Source organism: Halobacillus halophilus DSM 2266, assembly GCF_000284515.1.
Taxonomy (GTDB): domain Bacteria; phylum Bacillota; class Bacilli; order Bacillales; family Halobacillaceae; genus Halobacillus; species Halobacillus halophilus.
On sequence record NC_017668.1, the window covers coordinates 15,790 to 37,446 of the forward strand.

The 21,657-nt window shown below is 42.2% G+C and carries 22 protein-coding genes, 2 tRNA genes, 1 other RNA gene and 1 other annotated feature; of the genes, 15 read left to right on the forward strand and 10 right to left on the reverse strand.

Annotated elements, in window-relative coordinates:
* Positions 1-96: 96 nt before the first annotated feature.
* From pdxT to HBHAL_RS00090, 3 genes are all read left to right on the forward strand, one after another.
* Positions 97-687, forward strand: coding sequence for a pyridoxal 5'-phosphate synthase glutaminase subunit PdxT (pdxT, locus tag HBHAL_RS00080; RefSeq protein WP_014641311.1), 591 nt, complete (start codon positions 97-99; stop codon positions 685-687).
* A 39-nt stretch (positions 688-726) separates the two neighbouring features.
* Positions 727-949, forward strand: a binding site (T-box leader).
* A 53-nt stretch (positions 950-1,002) separates the two neighbouring features.
* Entirely contained in the window at positions 1,003-2,277 is a 1,275-nt protein-coding gene (gene serS, locus HBHAL_RS00085; RefSeq protein ID WP_014641312.1) for a serine--tRNA ligase, read from the forward strand.
* An 842-nt stretch (positions 2,278-3,119) separates the two neighbouring features.
* Positions 3,120-3,212, forward strand: a tRNA-Ser gene (locus tag HBHAL_RS00090).
* A 352-nt stretch (positions 3,213-3,564) separates the two neighbouring features.
* Here HBHAL_RS00090 and HBHAL_RS00095 read toward each other — a convergent pair.
* Entirely contained in the window at positions 3,565-4,248 is a 684-nt protein-coding gene (locus HBHAL_RS00095; protein ID WP_014641313.1) for a deoxynucleoside kinase, read from the reverse strand.
* Positions 4,245-4,886: a deoxynucleoside kinase gene (locus HBHAL_RS00100; RefSeq protein ID WP_014641314.1), complete on the reverse strand. Its 642-nt coding sequence runs from the start codon at positions 4,884-4,886 to the stop codon at positions 4,245-4,247. The genes HBHAL_RS00095 and HBHAL_RS00100 overlap by 4 nt, the downstream gene beginning before the upstream one ends.
* 239 nt (positions 4,887-5,125) lie before the next feature.
* On the opposite strand from HBHAL_RS00100, the gene HBHAL_RS00105 reads away from it, so the two are divergent.
* A tRNA-Arg gene (locus HBHAL_RS00105) sits at positions 5,126-5,198 on the forward strand.
* A 307-nt stretch (positions 5,199-5,505) separates the two neighbouring features.
* On the opposite strand, the gene HBHAL_RS00110 is transcribed toward HBHAL_RS00105, so the two are convergent.
* From HBHAL_RS00110 to modA, 3 genes are read right to left on the reverse strand one after another with little or no spacing between them, the layout of a single operon-like run.
* The gene (locus HBHAL_RS00110; protein ID WP_014641315.1) at positions 5,506-6,135 is read right to left on the reverse strand and encodes an ATP-binding cassette domain-containing protein; all 630 of its coding nucleotides are present in this window, start codon (positions 6,133-6,135) and stop codon (positions 5,506-5,508) included.
* Positions 6,136-6,150: 15 nt separating this feature from the next.
* Positions 6,151-6,828, reverse strand: coding sequence for a molybdate ABC transporter permease subunit (gene modB / locus HBHAL_RS00115; RefSeq protein WP_041601126.1), 678 nt, complete (start codon positions 6,826-6,828; stop codon positions 6,151-6,153).
* A 20-nt stretch (positions 6,829-6,848) separates the two neighbouring features.
* Positions 6,849-7,616 carry a molybdate ABC transporter substrate-binding protein gene (modA, locus tag HBHAL_RS00120; RefSeq protein WP_014641317.1) on the reverse strand — a complete coding sequence of 256 codons (768 nt, stop codon included), beginning with the start codon at positions 7,614-7,616 and terminating at the stop codon, positions 6,849-6,851.
* 101 nt (positions 7,617-7,717) lie between these two features.
* On the opposite strand from modA, the gene HBHAL_RS00125 reads away from it, so the two are divergent.
* The 3 genes from HBHAL_RS00125 (at position 7,718) to HBHAL_RS00130 (ending at position 9,016) form a co-directional block, all read left to right on the forward strand.
* Positions 7,718-8,374 (forward strand): M50 family metallopeptidase, encoded by a 657-nt coding sequence (locus HBHAL_RS00125; protein ID WP_014641318.1) that lies wholly within the window; start codon positions 7,718-7,720, stop codon positions 8,372-8,374.
* A 176-nt stretch (positions 8,375-8,550) separates the two neighbouring features.
* Entirely contained in the window at positions 8,551-8,655 is a 105-nt protein-coding gene (locus tag HBHAL_RS20625) for a YjcZ family sporulation protein (RefSeq protein WP_087946016.1), read from the forward strand.
* A 106-nt stretch (positions 8,656-8,761) separates the two neighbouring features.
* Positions 8,762-9,016, forward strand: a complete 255-nt coding sequence (locus tag HBHAL_RS00130; RefSeq protein ID WP_014641319.1) for a hypothetical protein — start codon at positions 8,762-8,764, stop codon at positions 9,014-9,016.
* Between the two features lie 38 nt (positions 9,017-9,054).
* Here the strand turns inward: HBHAL_RS00130 and HBHAL_RS00135 are convergent, their stop codons facing one another.
* On the reverse strand, positions 9,055-9,249 hold the full coding sequence (locus HBHAL_RS00135; RefSeq protein WP_014641320.1) for a hypothetical protein: 195 nt from the start codon (positions 9,247-9,249) through the stop codon (positions 9,055-9,057).
* Positions 9,250-9,383: 134 nt separating this feature from the next.
* Here HBHAL_RS00135 and aldA point away from each other — a divergent pair, with 134 nt between their 5' ends.
* Positions 9,384-10,835, forward strand: coding sequence for an aldehyde dehydrogenase (gene aldA, locus HBHAL_RS00140; protein ID WP_014641321.1), 1,452 nt, complete (start codon positions 9,384-9,386; stop codon positions 10,833-10,835).
* Positions 10,836-10,869: 34 nt separating this feature from the next.
* Here aldA and HBHAL_RS00145 read toward each other — a convergent pair whose 3' ends face one another.
* Positions 10,870-11,676, reverse strand: coding sequence for an aminoglycoside N(3)-acetyltransferase (locus tag HBHAL_RS00145; protein ID WP_014641322.1), 807 nt, complete (start codon positions 11,674-11,676; stop codon positions 10,870-10,872).
* A 22-nt stretch (positions 11,677-11,698) separates the two neighbouring features.
* The gene (queF, locus tag HBHAL_RS00150; protein ID WP_014641323.1) at positions 11,699-12,193 is read right to left on the reverse strand and encodes a preQ(1) synthase; all 495 of its coding nucleotides are present in this window, start codon (positions 12,191-12,193) and stop codon (positions 11,699-11,701) included.
* 415 nt (positions 12,194-12,608) lie between these two features.
* Here queF and acsA point away from each other — a divergent pair, with 415 nt between their 5' ends.
* The 4 genes from acsA (at position 12,609) to HBHAL_RS00170 (ending at position 17,774) form a co-directional block, all read left to right on the forward strand.
* On the forward strand, positions 12,609-14,318 hold the full coding sequence (gene acsA, locus HBHAL_RS00155; protein ID WP_014641324.1) for an acetate--CoA ligase: 1,710 nt from the start codon (positions 12,609-12,611) through the stop codon (positions 14,316-14,318).
* 182 nt (positions 14,319-14,500) lie between these two features.
* On the forward strand, positions 14,501-15,808 hold the full coding sequence (locus HBHAL_RS00160) for a purine/pyrimidine permease (protein WP_014641325.1): 1,308 nt from the start codon (positions 14,501-14,503) through the stop codon (positions 15,806-15,808).
* 32 nt (positions 15,809-15,840) lie between these two features.
* The gene (locus HBHAL_RS00165; RefSeq protein WP_014641326.1) at positions 15,841-17,160 is read left to right on the forward strand and encodes a lysine N(6)-hydroxylase/L-ornithine N(5)-oxygenase family protein; all 1,320 of its coding nucleotides are present in this window, start codon (positions 15,841-15,843) and stop codon (positions 17,158-17,160) included.
* Positions 17,161-17,261: 101 nt separating this feature from the next.
* Positions 17,262-17,774: a type 1 glutamine amidotransferase domain-containing protein gene (locus HBHAL_RS00170; protein ID WP_014641327.1), complete on the forward strand. Its 513-nt coding sequence runs from the start codon at positions 17,262-17,264 to the stop codon at positions 17,772-17,774.
* Positions 17,775-17,823: 49 nt separating this feature from the next.
* On the opposite strand, the gene HBHAL_RS00175 is transcribed toward HBHAL_RS00170, so the two are convergent.
* Complete coding sequence (locus HBHAL_RS00175; RefSeq protein ID WP_014641328.1) at positions 17,824-18,249, reverse strand: PH domain-containing protein; 426 nt, start codon at positions 18,247-18,249, stop codon at positions 17,824-17,826.
* A 72-nt stretch (positions 18,250-18,321) separates the two neighbouring features.
* Between HBHAL_RS00175 and HBHAL_RS00180 the strand changes: the two genes are divergently transcribed.
* The gene (locus tag HBHAL_RS00180; RefSeq protein WP_014641329.1) at positions 18,322-19,089 is read left to right on the forward strand and encodes a DUF3891 family protein; all 768 of its coding nucleotides are present in this window, start codon (positions 18,322-18,324) and stop codon (positions 19,087-19,089) included.
* Positions 19,090-19,157: 68 nt separating this feature from the next.
* Here HBHAL_RS00180 and HBHAL_RS00185 read toward each other — a convergent pair whose 3' ends face one another.
* Positions 19,158-20,447 (reverse strand): LysM peptidoglycan-binding domain-containing protein, encoded by a 1,290-nt coding sequence (locus HBHAL_RS00185; RefSeq protein ID WP_014641330.1) that lies wholly within the window; start codon positions 20,445-20,447, stop codon positions 19,158-19,160.
* Between the two features lie 81 nt (positions 20,448-20,528).
* Here HBHAL_RS00185 and tadA point away from each other — a divergent pair, with 81 nt between their 5' ends.
* Positions 20,529-21,005 carry a tRNA adenosine(34) deaminase TadA gene (gene tadA, locus HBHAL_RS00190; RefSeq protein WP_014641331.1) on the forward strand — a complete coding sequence of 159 codons (477 nt, stop codon included), beginning with the start codon at positions 20,529-20,531 and terminating at the stop codon, positions 21,003-21,005.
* 55 nt (positions 21,006-21,060) lie between these two features.
* Positions 21,061-21,326, forward strand: an RNA gene (ffs, locus tag HBHAL_RS20515) — signal recognition particle sRNA large type.
* The last annotated feature ends 331 nt before the right edge of the window (positions 21,327-21,657 follow it).

A 21,657-nucleotide genomic window follows, 5' to 3' on the forward strand; every position in this document is an offset into this window, starting at 1 on the left:
CTGATACGTGGATTAGGGTTCTTGAGACAGTTCTCATCCGCGATTGATTCATCGTTTATAGAATGATTCAGGATAGATTTAAAGGAGACATGCATCATGACCACAATCGGTGTATTAGGACTTCAAGGAGCTTTTCGTGAGCATGTACGTTCCATCGAAGCTTCAGGTGCAGAAAGTGTCGTAGTGAAAAAGGTAGAACAGCTTGAGCATATTGATGGCCTCATTATTCCCGGTGGTGAAAGCACCACAATGAGACGTCTGATTGACAAGTATAATTTTCTAGAGCCACTTCATGAGTTCGGCAAACAGGGAAAGCCGATTTTTGGTACTTGTGCAGGATTAATTCTGCTTGCATCAGAAATTGATGGATCGTATGACGTACATTTAGGACTGATGGACATCAACGTGCGCCGTAATGCCTTCGGAAGGCAGCGAGAAAGCTTTGAGGTGGATCTCGATATCGAAGGTGTGGCTGAAGGATACAATGCCGTATTTATACGTGCTCCTTATATTGAAGGAGTAGGTGAATCCGGTAAAGTATTAGCTACGTATAATGGACATATCGTAGCTGCCCAACAGGATGGTTACCTGGCTTGTTCCTTCCATCCTGAATTGACCGAAGATCATCGAATGACCGCTCATTTTGTTAAAATGGTGGAAGAGTCTAAAAAATCACTTGCATTATGATTGAATATCCGCTAATGTTATTAGACACAATAGCTAATAATTAACGCGATGATAGGAATTAGTAGCATCATCCTTTTTCTTTAAGAGAGTCAGTGGCTGGTGAGAACTGATGAAAAAGATGTGTGAATCCATCCTTGAGTGTTCGACTGAATAACAGTAAGTCGAACCGGTGCTCACCGTTATGAGTTAAGCCGGAAGATTGATCTTCAATCTTCAACTTGGGTGGTATCGCGGGAAGCATAATCAAGCTCTCGTCCCTTATTTACAAGGGACGGGAGCTTTTTATATTAATTAATTTGAATGAGGAGGATCCACATGCTGGACATGAAGTACTTACGCCAGAATTTTGAAGAAGTGAAGCAGAAGTTGAATAAACGCGGTGAGGACTTATCCGAATTGGATGCCTTTGGAGACTTGGATGAAAGACGCCGGGAGCTGATTCAAGAGACGGAGGAGTTAAAAGCTCGCCGTAATGAAGTCTCTAAAGAAATATCTCAATTGAAAAAGGAAAAGCAGGACGCGGATGATAAGATTAAAGAAATGCGTGAAGTAGGAGATCGGGTCAAGAATCTGGATGCTGAACTCAAAGACGTGGAAGAGCGATTAGAAACCTTACTTCTATCTATTCCTAACATCCCCCATGAAAGTGTTCCTGTTGGAGAAGATGAAGAAGATAATGTGGAAGCGAAAAAGTGGGGAGACCTTCCAGCCTTTACTTTTGAAGCCAAAGCCCACTGGGATGTAGCAACGGAGCTCGATATTCTGGACTTCGAACGTGCATCTAAAGTTACGGGGAGCCGGTTTGTTTTCTACAAAGGACTTGGTGCCCGTCTGGAGCGAGCGCTATTGAATTTCATGATGGATTTACATGCGGATGAACATGGCTATCAGGAAATGCTCCCTCCTCAACTTGTGAATCGCACCTCTATGACAGGGACTGGACAGCTTCCGAAATTTGAAGAGGATGCATTTAAAATTGAAGACTGGGACTATTTCTTAGTGCCAACAGCGGAAGTTCCGGTAACGAACTACCATCGTGAAGAGATCCTATCCAGTGAGAATCTTCCACAGAAGTTTGTAGCTTTCAGCACCAACTTCCGTTCAGAAGCGGGGTCTGCAGGCCGGGATACGAGAGGTCTGATCCGCCAGCACCAATTCAATAAAGTTGAACTGGTTCAGCTAGCTAAACCAGAGGATTCTTATCAGGTGCTGGAAGAACTAACCGGCCATGCTGAGAAGGTTCTGCAGCTGCTTAAACTGCCATACCGTGTGATGAGCATGTGTACAGGTGATCTTGGGTTCACAGCTGCTAAGAAATACGATATTGAAGTATGGATCCCAAGCTACGAGACGTATCGTGAAATCAGTTCTTGTTCTAATTTTGAAGACTTCCAGGCTCGCCGCGCTGGTATTCGTTTCCGTCGTGAAGAGAAAGGAAAGCCGGAATTTGTTCACACTTTAAATGGTTCTGGGCTTGCCCTGGGACGTACAGTAGCTGCGATTCTTGAGAATTATCAGCAGGAGGATGGCTCTGTAGAGATCCCTGAAGTACTTCGTCCATATATGGGTGGTAAAGAGTTCATTCGATAGTATAAAGCCTATACCCTATAAAAAAGCCGCACCGAGCAAACTTGCCGGAGCGGCTTTTTTAACGCGCTATTTAGCGCTATCGTTTGTTTTTATAAAAGTCTTATTACACTATAGGGCCGAATAGTTGAAGACTCAGTTTCGAGATAATTCTGGTCCATTACGATATTTGGAGAAGGGCTGGTGGGGAAATAGCTCGCTTTCCTATGGGGGAACGGTAAGCTTCCTCGCTCGTTGTCACTCCCTGCGGGATCTTACCTAGTTCCTTCTCCCATGGGAGTCTCGCCATTTCCCCACCAGCCCCAGCTTTATTAGGAAGAACTGCCCCTTCGGAAAAAGAGAATTCTGTTCTCCTTAACCTGTCTGGAATGCTTATATAACAGGCTCTATCCCATAGTTTCAGCCTGATAAAAGGATAAAGCTCATGTAGTATTTATTCTCAAGCGGTGAAGGGTAAAGCGGTTTCGAGCTTCTGATTTGGCAAAGTCCGGAGGGGGATGATGTAGACTCCTGTGGGATGAAAATGACAGGGGAGACCCCGTAAGGCAAAGCCTGAGGAGGCTCCGCGCATTCCCACGGAAAGCGAAATCATCCCCCGAAGGACTGTCCTCTCAGCCTAAATATCTCGAAACTTAGTCTTACAGAAAAGGGAGCTTTACTGGAAGATTAAGTTGGAGGTTTAACAGGCTTTAGAATTAAGGAAATTGACTATACACGTGAAGGTTCTTATAATGAGAAAAGATGAAACGACAAAATTCCTCTCTTTTCTACAGAAATGAAAAAAGTTTTTAATATATATTGACGGGCTTACTCAGCCGTGATATTATATTCATTGTCGGTCACACGGAGGAGTACCCAAGTTTGGCTGAAGGGAGCGGTCTTGAAAACCGCCAGGGGGTTTACGCCCCGCGGGGGTTCGAATCCCTCCTCCTCCGCCATTTTATTATCAACAATAGCGCATAATATTGGAGATTTATAGAACAAAAGCAGCCTTTTCGAAGGCTGCTTTTTTAGTTTGTGAAATTTTAAAACGTAACAGTAATTAACAAACTTCTAAAGGCGCTATCTTCCTGCGAACAGAACATTTACCACTTGGAAGGGCAGGCAGTGGATATCTGCAGCTACAGGTTGCTCTGTTCCACTGGCCACGGATGTAACGGGAATGAATCGATCTTTCATGGAATGTATTCTCCTTTCTTTATGGATATGTTTTCCCATATATTACTTACTCCACATGTCCATAAGGCATGAAAAAAAGCCTGAAGAGATTTGATCTCTTCAGGCTTTTGTTTAGGTGAGCAAGTGGCTGGAACGCCATTTGCGGGATTGTTGGATAAAATGTCCTATCTTTTCCATAACCGGTTCAATACTGTTTTCATCATTTAACACATCATAGTCCGCTATATTCAGCCGAAGAACTGGGCAGGAATTGAAATTCTCAATCCAATTCTCATAACGTTTGAACATTTCCTCCCAATATTCGACAGGCGTTTCCTGTTCCATTGGCCGTCCTCGCTCTTTAATTCGATCGACAACGTCATCAAATGATCCTTCCAGATAAATTAATAAATCCGGATGAGGGAAATAGGGAGTCATGACCATGGCATCGAATAAATTCTTGTACGTTTGGTAATCTATTTCAGACATCGTTCCTTTTTCATAATGCATACGGGCGAAAATGCCTGTATCTTCATAAATCGAACGATCCTGAATAAATCCACCGCCATATTCAAAGATTTTCTTCTGCTCTTTAAAACGTTCAGCTAAAAAGTAAATTTGTAAATGGAAGCTCCAACGTTCAAAATCATGATAAAACTTATCAAGGTAAGGATTGGTTTCTACTTTTTCAAAAGAAGTACGAAATTTAAGGGCATCAGCTAATGCATTCGTCATGGTAGATTTCCCTACTCCAACTGTGCCTGCAATTGTAATGACGCTGTCATGTGGTATTCCATAGCGTTCACGTGCGTTCATTTAATAACTTCTCCTTTATTTAAGTGCTGCTCTACAAGTTCAACAATATAATTTAAATCATCCTGATGTTTTACGAAATCAATATCATCGCCATTCAAGCGAATGACAGGGATATCAGGATGAGCCGCTTCAAAGTGATTCATGAAGTCCTCATAGTCCCTGGATAACTGCTCTAAATAAGAGGGTTGAATATTGGCTTCAACATCCCTGTTTCGCATACGAATACGATCTAACAGGGTATCAAGACCAGCATGCAGATAAACAATGATATTCGGACGCGGCATATCGTGCGTTAATATGTCAAAAATCTGAGAGTACTTTTGGAATTGATCTTCTCTTAAAGTACGTCGTGCAAAAATCATATTTTTAGAAATATGATAATCGGCTATAACGGGCTTCTCTAACTGCAAATACTTCCGTTCGATATCCTCCAGCTGCTTGAACCGATTGCATAAGAAGAACATCTCGGTTTGGAAGCTCCATTCTTCAATATTGTCGTAAAATTTGCCTAAAAACGGATTCTCCTCAACGATTTCCTTGAGCAAATGAAAATCAAACTGGGAGGCGAGCTTTTTAGACAGAGACGTTTTCCCAACACCAATGGGCCCTTCAACCGCAATGAAAGGTATATGTCCCATCTCTTCTCCTCCTTCAAACTCAATTAAGAAAAGCACGCACACCCTATCGAATCTTTTCAAACTATAGAGAAAAGCGACCTGGGGGAACGGCTTATAATGATAACTATCCTGAGCGTTCAGACAGACAAACTATATTTTATCATATCCGTAGAGTTGAAGTAACAGGAAGGAAGGAATTTGAGAAGAATTCACTTTTCATTCAAGCCAATGTTTTGTATAATATTACATGTACGCTTTTTGCCCCCGTAGCTCAGGGGATAGAGCATCGGTTTCCTAAACCGTGTGCCGCAGGTTCGAATCCTGCCGGGGGCATTATTATCGTAACTGAAAAGACCCGTCATCCTTCCATGGATGCCGGGTCTTTTCTTGTACAAAAAAAACCGCAGATTTACCTGCAGAAATGGTGGAGGAGAAGTAAGCCATTTGCTCTTATTATTAACAATTTACAATCCTAGATTCAATATAAACAAATTTTGGAAAAGTTATACAAAAATAAAGACGCTAGAACAGAGTTCCAACGCCCGAGAGAGACAATACTTTAATCTACAGGTATTTAAAGAAGTATATGTCTTATGAATTTATCATAACATATTATTTAAAAATAATAAAAAATGATTCCTTACCAAAATTCGTCTGGAGATCCTAGATTACCCTGATCAATGGGAAGGATCCGGTCTCCTAGTTTTCTAGCTTCCTCTTCGTCATGAGTTACGAGGATGATAGGGATTTGCCACCTGCTATGAAGGCGGAGTAGTTCCTGGTGGCACTGATCCTTCGTTTGTCGATCCAGAGAAGAAAATGGCTCATCCAGTAGCAAAGCCCTGGGCTTAGTAGCAAGAGCGCGGACTAAGGCAACTCGCTGCTTTTCTCCACCTGATATTTGATGAGGGTAGCTTGTCATCAAATGTTGAATACCAACTACTTCAGTTAATTGCTGGACTAATTCATCATCATTGGAACCATATTGGATGTTCTTTTGGACAGTCATATGAGGAAACAGAGCATAATTCTGAAACAAGTAGCCAATACGCCGTTTTTGAACCGGAACTTTGGATCTTCCGTCGAAGAGTTTCTCTCCGTTCAGCTCAATATGGCCTTCGTCCGGGTGACTCAGACCAGCGATACAGTTAAGAGTAGTCGTTTTTCCAGAGCCTGAGGGGCCAAATAAAATGATGATTTCGTTTTGAAAAGAAGCCTTTATATCAAGTAGAAAGTGATTGAGACGTTTTTGAAAATCAAGATTTAGCATAGATAAGGCCTCCTGCTAAGATTTACGATTGAACAAAAGTACGTTACGCCTAGTCCACCAATTCAACCATAAGGTGGAACTAAAACCCAGGGCTACAATAATAAGAACCCACATTTTTGCCTGCTCCATCCGTCCAGCTTCAACCGCGAAATAGATGGCTAACGGAATGGTATCCGTCTGGCCTGGAATATATCCTGCAATCATTAAGGTAGCCCCGAATTCTCCAAGTGCCCGGGCAAAGGAAAGAACCGTTCCGGCCAGCAGTCCCGGCCATGCCAAAGGTAAGGATATCGTAAAGAAAACCTTCAGCCTGGAAGCCCCCATCGTTAAAGCCGCATTCTCTACGTTTGAATCATAATTTTGAAACGCAGCCGAAGCGCTCTGATACATAAGAGGAAATGAAACCACCACTGCAGCAATAACAGCCCCTATCCAGGAGAAAACAACTTGAACCCCAAACCAGTCCATTAGCCATTTACCCAGTATTCCGTTTTTCCCAAATAGATAAAGCAGACCGAAACCTACTACGGTGGGTGGTAAAACAAGTGGTAGTAAAAATACAGATTCTAGAATACTTTTCCCGGGAAATAAATTCCTGGAAATGACTCGGGCAAGTATAACCCCGGCTATAAAAACAAGCAGGGTGGCAATGGCTGCAATTTTTAAAGATAAGAATAGAGGAGAATAGCTCATAGTCAACATTCACTTCCTGCTTACGATTGAAATCCGTATTTTTTCATAATCTCTTTTGCTTCTTTCCTACTGAGAAAGTTTAAAAAATCAGTGGCTTCTTGCTTGTGCGTACTGTCTGATAAAATAGCCCCTGGGTACACGATCGGTTTATGTAATTCAGGATCGATTTCTGTCAGCACTCTAACCTGGTCTGATATTTTAGCATCACTTCTGTAGACGATTCCATAAGATACATTCCCGGATTCTACATAGGTTAAGACTTGGCGTACATCACTGGCAAAAACCAGCTGCTCTTCGATTAAATCCCAAAGATGAATCTTTTGGAGGGCCTGTTTCGTATAAGAACCAGCAGGAACACTTTCGGGTTCTCCCACTGCTATTTGTGATTCAGGTGGAAGATTCCCTAAAGTTTGCAAGGATGTTAATTCGTTATTGCTTTTCGATCCGATTATAACGAGATGGTTAGAAGTGAAGTTCCGCCGAGTTGCAGATTCAATCTGCTTACCAGCTTCAAGCTGGTCCATCCACTTTTGATTAGCAGACAAGTACACGTCCACAGGTGCTCCTTGTTCAATTTGACGGGCCAGTTTGCCGGAACTGGCTAAATTTAATTGAATGCTAACGTTATGATTATTTTCATATGTATCGGTTAATTCTTTCATGACGTCTGTTAAACTGGAAGCTGCTGAAATAGTCAAGCTCTTTTTCTCTTCCGAAGAAGCAGAACAGCCGGCGAATGGTACAATTATAATGAGGAAGGCAAGTAAACGTAACAGCTTTATTTGCATCTTTTCTGCCTCCTTATCGTGGTTTCCACTATAGAACATTATATCGCTCGAGAAAAGTGAAGTACAAAGAAAAGATATTAAGAAAAGAAAGGATATCACCAATGAAAACACAAATCATTCTTGGACTCATCGTGGCTTTGTTACTAACTCAAATGCCTATAGTTGGAAAGTACTTTGCGATTCTGAACACGATGATTCACGAAAGTGGTCATTCGTTAACGGCCCTCATTACGGGAGGCGAGGTGCGCAGAATTTCTTTGCTTCCTAACACTTCTGGAACCACATTGACGGGGCATTCGTCATGGATCAGTCATTTCCTAACCAGTATTTCAGGTTATGTCTTTGCTTCTTTTTTTGCATTCCTCTTTTTTTATTTAATTTCCAAGGGTCAGTATAAGTGGATGATTTATATTCTTATTGCTTTTTTAGCGGTTAATCTAGTCTTTTGGGTGCGAAATGGTTACGGACTCTTCTGGGTCATTACTTTCGGGGCAGGATTTATCTGGCTGTTGCGAAGTGGTAACCAGACCTTTATTGAATATGTGCTCGTATTTTTAGCATCCCTTGTTTTTGTAGAAGCGGTAACAAGCGCTTTTGAGATTATGTGGATTAGTTTCGTGTCCCCTATGCAGGCTGGTGACGCTGCCAACTTAGCACGTGCTACAAAATTTATACCTGCACCCTTATGGGGAATGGCTTTCTTTGCCCAGTCTTTATACTTTGCCTGGCTCGGAATAAGACGATTTTTCCCTATATAATGAGTAAAGGCTATAAAAGAAACCTTCCATTTATTTAGAGTCGTTTTCGATTTTTAAGGTGGACGGTTACTTAATTAGGGCTAACAGAGCCCAAAAATAAAAAACTCCGCTCCTGCCCTGTCATCCCTTCCGGAACTGAATATGGTAGTAAAGTAAGCAAGAGAGGAGGGAATGAAATGAGCGGAGGATACGGTGGCGGTTTCGCCCTACTAGTAGTATTGTTCATCCTTTTGGTTATCATTGGTGCATCTTATGTAGGTGGCCGTGGTTACGGGTATTAAAATAATGGGCGGGAATATCTCCCGCTTTGTACATATAATGGAAAGTTTGTCGGGAAGTGCACGGGGGTATCGTAAAATAGAATAAGTTCATGGAGGAATCCCGCATATGAATCTAAAAGATCGTTTAATTACCAATGGTTTTGATCACATTGATATCCTTCTCGTGGAAGATGAAGGTGATCAAACCACTGTACCCGATATAACTTTGCATAAGGTGAATGATCTCGAGTACAAGCTTTATCTGCAACCGGAGACCATACAGTATCACTTAGACAACGAATACCCTTACTTTGAAGCGGTACAAAACAGCGGGGAAGAGGGGAAGAAAACAGTGAAAGGTTACATACTGGAGTGGAAATAAAGTCCTGATTTCAGGGCTTTTTTTAATGGAAAATTAGCTTACCCTTTACGTTTTGACTGCTTTATACGTTCTTTACGGTCTGCATAGCCTCCAATAATGAGGAATATTCCAGACACGAATAAAACCATGGATACCAAGGGATCTTGAATCGTGAACAGTAAAATAATAGATGCGATGATGTTGCCAATACCTACAAGTCCTAAAATGATAAACATTTGATTTTGTTTTTTCATTGTTTTCCTTCCTTTCTTATCGCTCAGGGTTCATACCCCTTTTACTAAACCTTCAAGGATAACATATCTGCTTGTTTATAATTTGTAAACAGGTGGAATGCATTGGATAAATACCAAATCAGGAGGTTACTATTTTGCAGACACATCAATTATATATTAATGGTCAATATATAGAATCTGAAGGCAATGAATGGATTAAAGTTCTTAATCCAGCAACCGAACAAGTTATTTCTCAAATACCGAAAGGCACTAAAAATGATGTAGAGAGTGCCGTAAGCGCTGCTGCTGGTGCTCAAAAAGAGTGGGAACTTACCCCAAATATCGAACGAGGAAAGATTGTACGAAAGCTTGGCGATCAAATCGAAGAAAATCGCGAGAAATTCATTGATCTTTTACAGGAAGAGCAAGGAAAAGATTATGAACTGGCCAGCGGAGAAATTGATTTAGCGATAGATTATTTCCGATATATGTCCGAATGGGCGAGAAGAATTGAAGGGGACGTCGTTCCAAGTGACCGTCCGAATGAAAATATATTCATTTATAAAAAACCTATCGGGGTGGTAGCCGGGATTGTACCTTGGAATTTCCCTATGTTTATTTTGGCAAGGAAAGTAGCTACCGCTCTTGTGACAGGCTGTACAATTGTACTGAAGCCGAGTCAGCAGACCCCGAACACAGCTATGGAATTTACAAAAATCATTGATGGCATGGAAGAAATACCAAAAGGCGTATATAACTTGATTACAGGCACAGGATCAGAAATCGGTAATACGTTAGCGTCTCACAAAAATGTACACATGATCTCGATGACCGGAAGCGTTGGGGCCGGTACGAAGGTCATGGAAGCAGCCGCTCAAAATATTACCAAGGTAAATCTTGAGCTAGGTGGCAAGGCTCCTGCCATTGTAACAGCCAATGCAGATCTTGATATTGCTGTCGAAAGCATTCTGACTTCAAGACTTGCTAATAATGGTCAGGCTTGTACGAACGCCGAACGAGTTTATGTGCACGAAAGCAAAGCAGAAGACTTAATTGAACAGCTTAAAAATAAATTTGAAGCCTGCACACTCGCCAACCCTCGTGAGAATAAAGATGCTGATGTAGGTCCACTTGTGAGCCAGGATCGTCTGGAAGAAGTGGAAAGTATGGTAAAACAAGCCGTAGACGAAGGGGCAAAAGTGGAAACTGGCGGCGAACGCGGCGATCAGGATCAAGGCTATTTTTATAAACCAACGATATTAACCAATGTCACGCATGACATGACGATTATGCAGGAAGAAATATTTGGTCCGGTTATTCCAATCACTACCTTCAACACGCTCGATGAGGCTATCGAAAAAGGAAATGATACGGAATATGGTCTATCCTCTTCCGTCTACACCGATGATTTAAATGAAGCTATGCGCGTAGTCAATGAACTGAAATTCGGCGAAACGTATGTGAACCGTGAGAACTTTGAAGAAGTGCAAGGGTATCACGCAGGTATGCGTAAGTCAGGCCTTGGCGGGGCTGATGGAAAACATGGAATGGAAGACTTCCTTGTTACACAGGTCGCTTATATGCAATATAAAAATGATAAAAAATAAAAAACGAAAGGGTGCCGGAGTCGGCACCCTTTTTTTAATGATCTTTCTTTTTCAACCACTCTGCGGCATAATCCACCGCTTCAGGCATGGAAAACAATCTGGAGTGAGCCTGGCCAATTTTTCCGGTAACAACCATTCTTTCTTTCTCAAAGTGCTCTCCTATTTCTTCAAATGAATCATCATCAAGCTCAATATCTTTATAAACAGTCCATTTTGCAGCCTCTTCTACTTGAAGAGGAGCCCCATTTTCTTTCAGTTTACGAGTACCTGACCGGTATTCTGATAAATGAAAACAGGTATTGGCGTCATAACCTGTGCCTAATAAAAGCACCTTTGCATCTAATTGATAAGTTTTGCCGAGTGGAGAATGATCACTTAATGAATAATCTAAAGGATGTTCACTAGTAATCTCGCTGGCATTCTTACCCCAGGCTGAAATAGAAAAGGTGGGATGTTGACTCCGGTGAACATTCGGAAACTTCCGGAATAATTCAGGAATGACTCCTAAATAAGTAGAAGGTGTTTTTTCAGGATCATAAGCTGGCATGGTTTGGCGAATCGTTTCGTGCCAGTGTTCGGGAACGGGAGGATTCTGCCATTCAGCAGGATCAGACAAAGTAGGAGAATGCGTTTGAATAACCAGTGTACCTTCACTTGTCAGGGCGTCCATTAAGGCTTGAATAACGGCCTGCGGGCCGCCGCTGACCCAGCCCAGGGACTTCATAGAAACATGAACAAGCAGCGTATCGCCGGGTTTTACCCCTAATTTATATAAATCTTTAGTCAATGAGTCAATTGTATTTGGCGAACTGGTTCGTGCGATGACATCTTTTTCACTCATCTAGACTTCCCCCTTTTTACCGTTACCGATTATCAATCTTTTCCGGATAGAGATCATGATTCATCAAGCGGTGATCGGCCATCTGTTCGAATTTAGTAGAGGGCTTCCCATAGTTACAGTAAGGATCAATGGAAATTCCTCCTCTTGGCGTGAATTTACCCCATACTTCGATATAACGTGGGTCCATAAGCTGAATCAAATCATTCATAATGGTGTTCATGCTGTCCTCATGAAAGTCGCCATGATTGCGGAAACTGAACAAATATAATTTTAATGACTTACTTTCCACCATTAGACGGTCGGGAATATAGCTGATGTAAACAGTGGCAAAGTCCGGCTGACCGGTTTTGGGGCAGAGGGTCGTAAATTCAGGGCAATTAAATTTCACAAAATAATCACGGTTTGGATGCTGGTTCTCAAAGGTTTCCAGTACCTCCGGATCATATTCAAAGGAATAGGCCGTTCCTTGATTTCCGAGCAGAGAAAGGTTTAAATCGTCTTCATTACGTCCAGGCATTATGAACACTCCTAGCAAAAATATAGTGGTCACCTCAGGTCATCCATTTTCTGGATGACCTGAGGTGGAAGTTAATTCCATTATAAAAGCCGCAACCCTAAGGGCTGCGGCTTGGTTCTTCAGCTTCCTTAGTTTTTTATAGAGGGGTTGGCTAAGAAACCTCTATTTTTATAGGCTCTAACACTATTTTTATTATATAAATCCCTTTTAGAACTGTCAATTTCAGTCGTATTCCCGGCTTTTTTATGTAAATTCTTGGGCATAACACTTTAAAAATAGATGGAAGTAACCTAGAATAGTAAATAAATCATGAAATATTCAGAAAACATCCTAGAAACTCTGATTTGAATTTTCAGGGTTTTCTTACCCCATCTTTAGAAAACGGTTACAAAAAACAATCTAATGAGGTGATCTTATGGACATGCAACCAATACCAGCTCGATCAGGCAACCACAACATGGAAAACTACAAAGAAACGTACGAACAATTCAATTGGGATGATGTGAAAAGTAATTTCTCATGGAGTAAGACTGGAAATGTAAATATCGCTTATGAAGCGATTGATAAACATGCAGAAGATCCACAGAAGAAAAATCAGGCAGCTTTGATCTATACATCACCTGAACGTGAAGAAAAATTGACGTTTGAAGATTTAAAAGTAAAGAGTAATCAATTTGCGAACGTATTAAAAAAACATAATATAGAAAAAGGCGACCGTGTATTCCTGTTTATGCACAGAAGTCCCGAGTTCTATGCTGCTTTCTTTGGAATACTTAAGGTTGGAGCCATTGCAGGTCCGTTATTTGAAGCATTTATGGAACAAGCGGTAAGAGATCGTCTGGAGGACAGTGAAGCGACTATGCTTGTTACAACTCCGGATCTTCTAGACAGGGTTCCAGTCGAAGATCTGCCCAACTTGAAGCAAATAGTCCTCGTTGGAGGAGATGCTCCTGGCAACTACATCTCTTTCGAAGAAGAAATGGATCAGGCTTCTGAAGAATTTGATATCGAATGGGTAGACCTCGAGGACGGCATGCTCCTTCACTATACTTCTGGATCTACAGGAAAGCCCAAAGGCGTTTATCATGTTCACAATGCCATGATCCAGCACTATCAGACAGGAAAATGGGTTCTTGATCTGAAAGAGGACGATATTTACTGGTGCACAGCTGACCCCGGCTGGGTAACGGGTACAAGCTACGGTATATTCGCGCCTTGGCTTAACGGTGTAACGAACGTAATCCGCGGTGGCAGATTTAGTCCAGATGACTGGTACGGAACCATTTCTGAGCAAAATGTTTCTGTTTGGTATTCAGCTCCAACAGCTTTTCGTAAGTTGCTAAGTGCAGGAGAAGAAGCGGCTGCCAAGCATGACCTTTCTTCCTTACGACATGTGCTAAGTGTCGGGGAACCACTAAACCCTGAAGTTATTACCTGGGGTCTTAAAGCCTTTGACCTGCGCATCCATGATACGTGGTGGATGACTGAAACCGGAGCGATGCTGGTCTGTAACTATCCGGCTATGGATATACGTCCAGGCTCAATGGGTAAACCATTCCCGGGCATTGTTGCGGCTATCGTAGATAATGAAGGGAATGAACTGCCTCCTAATCAAATGGGTAACCTTGCTATTAAAGAAGGCTGGCCATCCATGATGCGTGCCATCTGGAATAATCCAGGGAAGTTTGAAAGTTACTTCTTAAACGGCTGGTACGTATCTGGGGACAGTGCTTATCAGGACGAAGAAGGATACTTCTGGTTCCAGGGACGTCTGGATGATGTAATTAATACTTCCGGAGAACGCGTTGGTCCATTTGAAGTAGAAAGTAAATTGATTGAGCATGAAGCCGTAGCGGAGGCAGGGGTTATTGGAAAGCCTGACCCAGAACGCGGTGAAATCATTAAAGCTTTTGTAACACTTCGAGACGGATATGAAGAATCAGATGATTTACTTGAAGATATTCGTCAATTCGTTAAAAAAGGACTAAGTGCTCACGCTGCCCCTAGAGAGATTGAAATTAAGGATACCATCCCTAAAACGCGCAGTGGTAAAATTATGCGCCGTTTACTGAAATCCTGGGAGCTTGGGCTGCCTACCGGTGATACTTCAACTTTAGAAGAATAGAAAAATAATCCTGATGATCAAGGTGCGCACAGAGTTCTGTGCGCACTTTTTTTCTGAACACATGCAGAAACGTGTTTCACGTGAAACACAGAGCATCGGTTAAGACATTCAGCGAAACGCTATGTTAGGATAATAGAAGAAATTAAAGGAAAATGATTGAATAGAAAATGCAGGTGTGACCTATGAGTGAACGACCTAATTCTCGAACAGGGACAGCCCTTGAGACCTCCCAGTGGTTTGTGTTTCTACTGGCAAGTGCAGTGGCACTCCCTATCGTTATCGGATCAATTTTTAATTTGAATTTTGCGGAAGTTGCTGGTTTAATGCAGCGCACTTTTTTTGTAGTTGGCGTAACCTCTTTCTTACAGGGAATGTTCGGCCACAGGCTGCCTATTATGGAAGGACCTGCTGGGTTATGGATTAGTATCTTTGCTGTCATGGCCTACTCGGGTGCCGAAGCTGGAAAAAGTTATATGGAAACTCTCCAAACCCTGCAGGCAGCTATGTTATGGACAGGGGGCTTTCTTTTATTATTCGGTGTTTTCCGCTTGGCTCACCGGGTTTTATTTGTGTTTACACCTCTCGTAACCGGTGCTTTTTTATTTTTACTTACCGTTCAATTGAGCGGTACTTTTTTGAGGGGAATGTTAGGAATTCAGCAGGAGGTTGAGTCCATCCATTTGGGTCCGGCAGCTGTAGCTTTTCTTACGTTTTTATTAGTATTAGGATTGTCTATATTCGGAAAAGGATGGTTGAGGAGTTATGCTGTTCTGCTCGGGATTGGAGCCGGCTGGCTTGTATATGAAGCCATAATTGGAACTTCTCCGAAGGATACGGGAAACCTTGGGGCATTTTCCGTTCCGGAATGGCTGGCCTGGGGACCCCCTGTTTTTGAATGGAATGTGATTCCTCTTGCTTTTATAACAGCCGTCATTCTTTTATCCAATATCGTAGCCTCGGTTGTGGCTGTCAGCCATTCTATTTATGGAAAGCCGACTTTTACATACAATCAGATCAATCTAGGAAGTAGTTTTTTAGGAGTTACCCACGGGGTCTCCGCTATGTTTTCATCCATTGCGAATGTTCCGCTTGCTTCCTCGTCAGGCTTTATTAATTTGACAGGGCAAAAGAGGAAGCGGCCTTTTTTATACGCTTCTATGATGATGGTCGTCATCGCATTCTTTCCACCCCTGGTCGCCTTTATTTCCGGCATTCCTTCGCCTGTGGCAAACGCTGCTTTATTAGCGACGTTTGTTCAATTAATGGGACTTGGGCTGAGTAATATTGCGAGTGAAAACCTGGATGAAAGACGATTAACGATTTTATGTGTCTCCTTTCTATTAGGAATAGGATTAATGTTTCTGCCCACTGAAGTATTCCAGGGACTTCCGGGTATTGTGCAAAACTTAATGAGTAATGGTTTATTAGTAGGAACAGTCTTAGTTATCTTTATGGAGCAGCTTTGGAAAGAATCAAACCAATCATCATAGGGTAAAGTGATGGTTACAGAGGAAGTGATTATATGGATGAACAAATATATGATTTGATTGGCATTGGCATTGGTCCTTACAATCTTGGACTGGCCGCATTAGCAGATCAGGCAGACGATATAGAGGCGGTATTTTTTGAGAGAACGCCCGAATTTATATGGCACCCGGGAATGTTAATCGAAAAGATGGATTTACAAGTTCCATTTCTCGCTGATTTGGCGACGTTTGCTGATCCAAAAAGCCCTTATACATTTATGAACTACTTGTATGAGCATGACCGGATGTTCCCATTCTTTTTCCACCGTCATTTCGAAGTCCCAAGACAGGAATACAACGATTATATGCAATGGGTAGCGAATCAGCTCGGTTCTTTGTACTTCGGACATACGGTGCTTGACATTATGGATAAGAAAGATGCCGAGCATCCACATTATGAAGTGATTGTAGAAGAGAAAGCAACAGGTGAAAGAAAATACGTGAAATCGAAACATGTCGTTCTTGGTACAGGAAACGAACCTCTCGTATTAGACGGTATGGAGGATCTACCGAATGAAGATGTTCTTCACACCAGCAGATATTTGTTCGAAAAACAAAACCTGCTTAAAGCAAAGCATGTAACGGTGGTAGGGTCCGGTCAAAGTGCCGTTGAAGTGTTCCTTGATTTATTAGAGGAGCAGGAACGCCAGGATATGAAGTTGACCTTGTTAACAAGGTCAGGCGGTTTGTTTTCTTTAGATAAAGCTAAATTTGCTCAAGAAGCTTTCACCCCATCCTATGTTGATTATTTTCATAACTTGAGCTTTGAGCAGCGGGAGCAGACATTAGAAACATTGAAGCCGCTTCGGAATGGAATTGATCCACAAACATTAACTCAGCTTTATACGAAATTGTACCACCGGACAGCCGGTCAAAGAGACAGTCGGGTTCTAATCCAGCCTATGACGGAAGTTCAGGGAATTAAAGCTGTGGAAGACGGGTATGAACTGTCTTGTAAGCAATGGCAGGAAGATGTCGATTATACGTATCATTCGGAAAAAGTAGTATTGGCTCTTGGATACAAGCCTCATATTCCATCATGGTTTATGAATCGTTTTAAGGACGCCATTGAATGGGAAGGGGAAAACGTATTTAAGGTTACAAGGGATTATCAGCTGGTCTTTAACGATAACCGCAATCACCATTTTTTCACGTTAACCAACCTGGTCCATTCGCACGGAGCGGGAGCAACAAACCTTGGACTATCTGTGCATCGTAACGTCCATATTATCAATACCATCGCAGGCAGAACGGTATATAAAAATCAGCAGGACAACACTTTTCAACAGTTTTCCATGAAAGATTTCGAAGGTTGATTATCCATTTTTTTGAAGTCGAACAGGTTTAACTTTACCCCATACGGGAAGACATCCTATGTGTTAAAAATTAACTATGTCATTCAAGGAGATGATTGAATATGAGTAAAATCGCTTGTGTCGTAACATCTATGTTTGAAGATGTAGAGTATACTAAACCCGTAGATGAGTTTAAAAGTGAAGGTCATGAAGTGACCACTATAGAATGGGAAGCCGGGAAAGAAGTAACAGGTAAGCAGGGCGATGCTACTGTTAAAATTGACGCTTCCGTCGATGATGTGAAGCCGGAAGATTTTGATGCCCTATTGATTCCCGGAGGATTCTCACCCGATCAATTACGCGGAGATGAAAAGTTTGTCAAATTCGCTAAACATTTCATGGATGAGAAAAAACCGGTCTTTGCGATCTGCCATGGTCCGCAGCTTTTAATTACTGCTAAGTCCCTGGAAGGCCGTAAAGCTACAGGTTTCAAATCTATTGCTGTAGATATGGAGTATGCAGGAGTAAACTTCGAAGATAAAGAAGTTGTGGTTTGCGGGAACCAGCTGGTTACAAGCCGTAATCCGGATGATATCCCGGCATTTAATCGAGAATCCCTCAAACTCCTAAAATAAATATCGTATCACCTTAAAGAATAAGTCACGAGGATCTCTTCCTCGTGACTTATTTTCTATAGACAGGCAACTCAATTTTTGCCAAAGGACATTTAGCTTCCAATAATTTTTTGAATTTTTTATCATCTTGTGGTACTGAAATCAAAATCGTTTTATAATGAGACTGGGTGATTGCGATTCTTTTAAAGGTCCAGGCTGGACTGGAGAGGGGATTGTACGTGTAGGAAACAGATTGAATTTCAGATAGGGGAATGGTTTTAATAATAGGACCAAACGTCACGATCAATGAGTCTTCGGTGATTTCGTGGTAAGAACGGATGAGTGCCCATAGTAGAGGGATGGAGACAACAATCATAATGATAAGACCGACCCACCCTTCGGCAAGGCCTTCTGTAAATAGTCCAATTATGCCAAGAGGTATTAAAGCTAAAACGAACAGGATAAGAATGGGATTCTTTTTTACGGGGAATTTCATATAGATCACCTCTGTTAAGAGTATAGCACTAACAAACAGCTGTACATAAGTGAGAGATGAAGGAGGAAGTCGATGATTGTTAATGAACAGGAACACCATTTTTTAATGATTGAACAACATGAACACGCTAAGATTTCTGGGCAGATCGTACGAAACTGGAAGAAAGATTTTTTGCTCCGTTCCAAACTTAGAGAAGAAGCGGACTGGGCGGTTTCCCAGCATGACCGCGCGTGGATTCCTCTGGATAAAGATCCAATATGGAATGAAGAAAAAAATAGACCTTACTCGTTTATAGACTATCCCCTCACTGAGAAACTTGAGGCTTATCAGCGAGGTATCGAGGAGGCTGCTGATCAGTCTCTGTATGCCGGGATGCTCTGCAGCATGCACTATCAATCTTTTTTTTCGGAGGATAGTGAGGATCCTGAGATTCGTGCTTTTTTAGCGGATGAAAAGGAGAGACAAAAGAACTTATACCAGGCAATGAAGAGGGATATTCCTAAGGATATTTATCAGCTCCATTTTGAAAGGCTTCAATTTTGTGATGACCTTTCTCTGTATATCTGCATGCAGGAGCCTGGTATTTCTAAGGAGGAGGAAGTATCCTGGTTTAAAAATGGATTCAGGCAGTCCTTCGATTTTGCTCCTGGCGGCATCATGCCGCATTGGGTAGACGAAAAACAGGTATCTTTAAGGCCTTTTCCTCTCGAGTATTCATTTGAAGTACAGATTCCTTACCGTATGGTTTCAAAGGAGGATATTGAGAAGAAAGGATTAAAAGAAGCTTACCATCAGACAGAAATCAACCATAGAGTGGTTGCTTTTGTTCCTTCTGATTAAAGTAAGCTTTTAAATTCCGCTTTCAGACAGCCTAAGATATCTCTGCTCCCTGTCTGGAGCGGAAATAATTATTGGTTTTTTTCTACATTGAATTGACTACTTAGGAGCAGCCAATTTTGAGGAAAGGACAATCCCAGTTTCCAATAGCTGATTCCTCTTAATCCTCGATTTTTAATAAGGTCGAACTTTTGTTGAATTGACCTTGCGTCTTCAAACCATACTTCATGTTCACTTCCAGACGCATCTGTATAAGTGAAAAAGGGAGCTTGTTCTTCCTGATCATAAGATATATTCACATTATTTTCCCGTGCAATCTGAATGGCTCTTTGCGGGCTTACAGCTTTGGCGAACTCTCCTCCTGGTTCATAAGGCAGAGTCCAATCATAGCCGTATAGATTCTGGCCTAACAGAATTTTATCAGCAGGCATTTCGGTCAAAGCGTAATCGACGACTTCTGTAACAGGTCCTATAGGTGAGACCGCTCGAGGAGGTCCCCCACTGTAGCCCCATTCATATGTCATCAGCACAACAAAATCTGCAATTTCCCCATGTGCTTTGTAATCATGTGCTTCATACCACAGGCCTTGTTGATCGGCACTCGTTTTAGGAGCAAGGGCTGTAGACATAAGAAGCCCCTCGGCCGATAGACGCTCTTTCGCTTTTCTTAGAAACTGGTTATAATTTTCTTTTAATTCCGGAGGCAGAAATTCCATATCAAAATGAACGTCACGAAATCCGATTTCACGGGTCGTCTGGATAATATTATCGAGCAAAGTATTTTGCAGATCTTCATTCGTTAAAATTGTCCGGCCTAATTCTGCGCTGAATCCATCTTCAGCTAGATTTGTGACGACCATCATTAAAGAAGCGTCATTGTTATCAGCAATGGCTTTAAAATCATCCAGAGGAGGAGCTTTCAGGGAACCATCAGGTTGAATTTCATAACTGAACGGTGCTAAGTAAGAAAGTAAAGGTGCCCGGTTTTCTGCAGAAGACTGTAAAGTGTCCGAAACTTCTCCGCCGAAAGGTTCAATATAAGCATTTGTTGAAGTGTTAACAGGTGGTTGTTCCGGAATGTATAATCGAAAACCCGGCTGAAGAGGCTGGTTCACTTGTAGGTTGTTAACTCGAGCGAGTTCTTCAGCTGTTGTTCCAAACCGCCTGGCAATGGAATATAAACTGTCGCCGGGCTGGACAAAATAAAACTGACCAACAATAGGGATCACGATTGCCTGCCCTACAACCAGATCACCCGGGGTTTCCAGTTCGTTTGCATCAATGATCGCATTTGGCGTACTATCATAGAGGTTAGCTATCGAAAATACAGACTCCCCTGATTGGACCACGTGGATCTGCATGTAAATCACTCCTTTCTCATCTTTATAAATGTATGAGAAGGAAAAGGGGAATAACACTTACATTTTTAGAAGGAGAGCTCTATGAATAACGATGAACACTATATGCAATTAGCTATACAAGAAGCTAAAAAAGCGGAAGCTGAGGGAGAGGTCCCGATTGGAGCTGTGATCGTTCATCATGATGAAGTGATTGCCCGGGGATATAATCAAAGAGAAAGTTCTCAGTTAGCTTCTTCCCACGCAGAATTCATTGCAATTGAACGGGCGAACGGAGTCATCGGCAGTTGGCGTCTGGAAGATTGTACCCTCTACGTCACGCTTGAGCCTTGCCCGATGTGTACAGGAGCAATTCTGCAGTCGCGGATACCGAGAGTGGTTTATGGAGCTAAAGACCCCAAGGCCGGATGTGCAGGAACTTTGATGAATTTATTAGAGGATGATCGCTTTAATCATCGAGCTGAAGTGGTTCCCGGCTTATTGGAGGATATGTGCGGCCAGCTGCTGACTGATTTCTTTAGGAAAATCCGTTCTCAGAAAAAGAATAAACCCAGCTCATAATCATTTTTTAAAAAAGGGATTGCATTATTCGTTATGCCTCGATATAATAGTAATGTCGTGCTAAGCGGGGAGGTAGCGGTGCCCTATACTCGCAATCCGCTATAGCGAGGCCGAATTCCCACCCGAGGTGGCAAGGTCTCAAGGCCTGCCTCATGTGAGTGGTGTTGACATTCAGGTCCTGCGCAACGAGAACCAGTGAACCCTGTCAGGTCCGGAAGGAAGCAGCAGTAAGCTGATCATCTCGTGTGCCGCGGGAGTGCCTGGATAGAGCCACAACCATGAGTAACGCTTGGGGCCTCGCCATCGAAGGTGGGTGCACGGCATTACATAAAGAATTACCCAGAAAGCTGTTATGATATTATGTCATAACAGCTTTTTTTATAGGTTCTGTTAAACGTGGTTATGTTATTTCAAAAGGGACTTATTAAACTAAAGGGCCGGATTGTGGAAGACTCAGTTTCGAGATAAATTGGGTCCGTTACTGATATAGAGAGGGGATGGCTACGGAAACCGAGCCACGTGAGAATAACGGACCCTTTTCAAGAGAGAAGGTTCTCCTCCTAAATAGGTTCTAAAATGCTTCCATAACAAGCTCTTTCACATCATTCTAGCATGAAAATAACCTCATCACCCCATGCTTTTTCTCATCAAA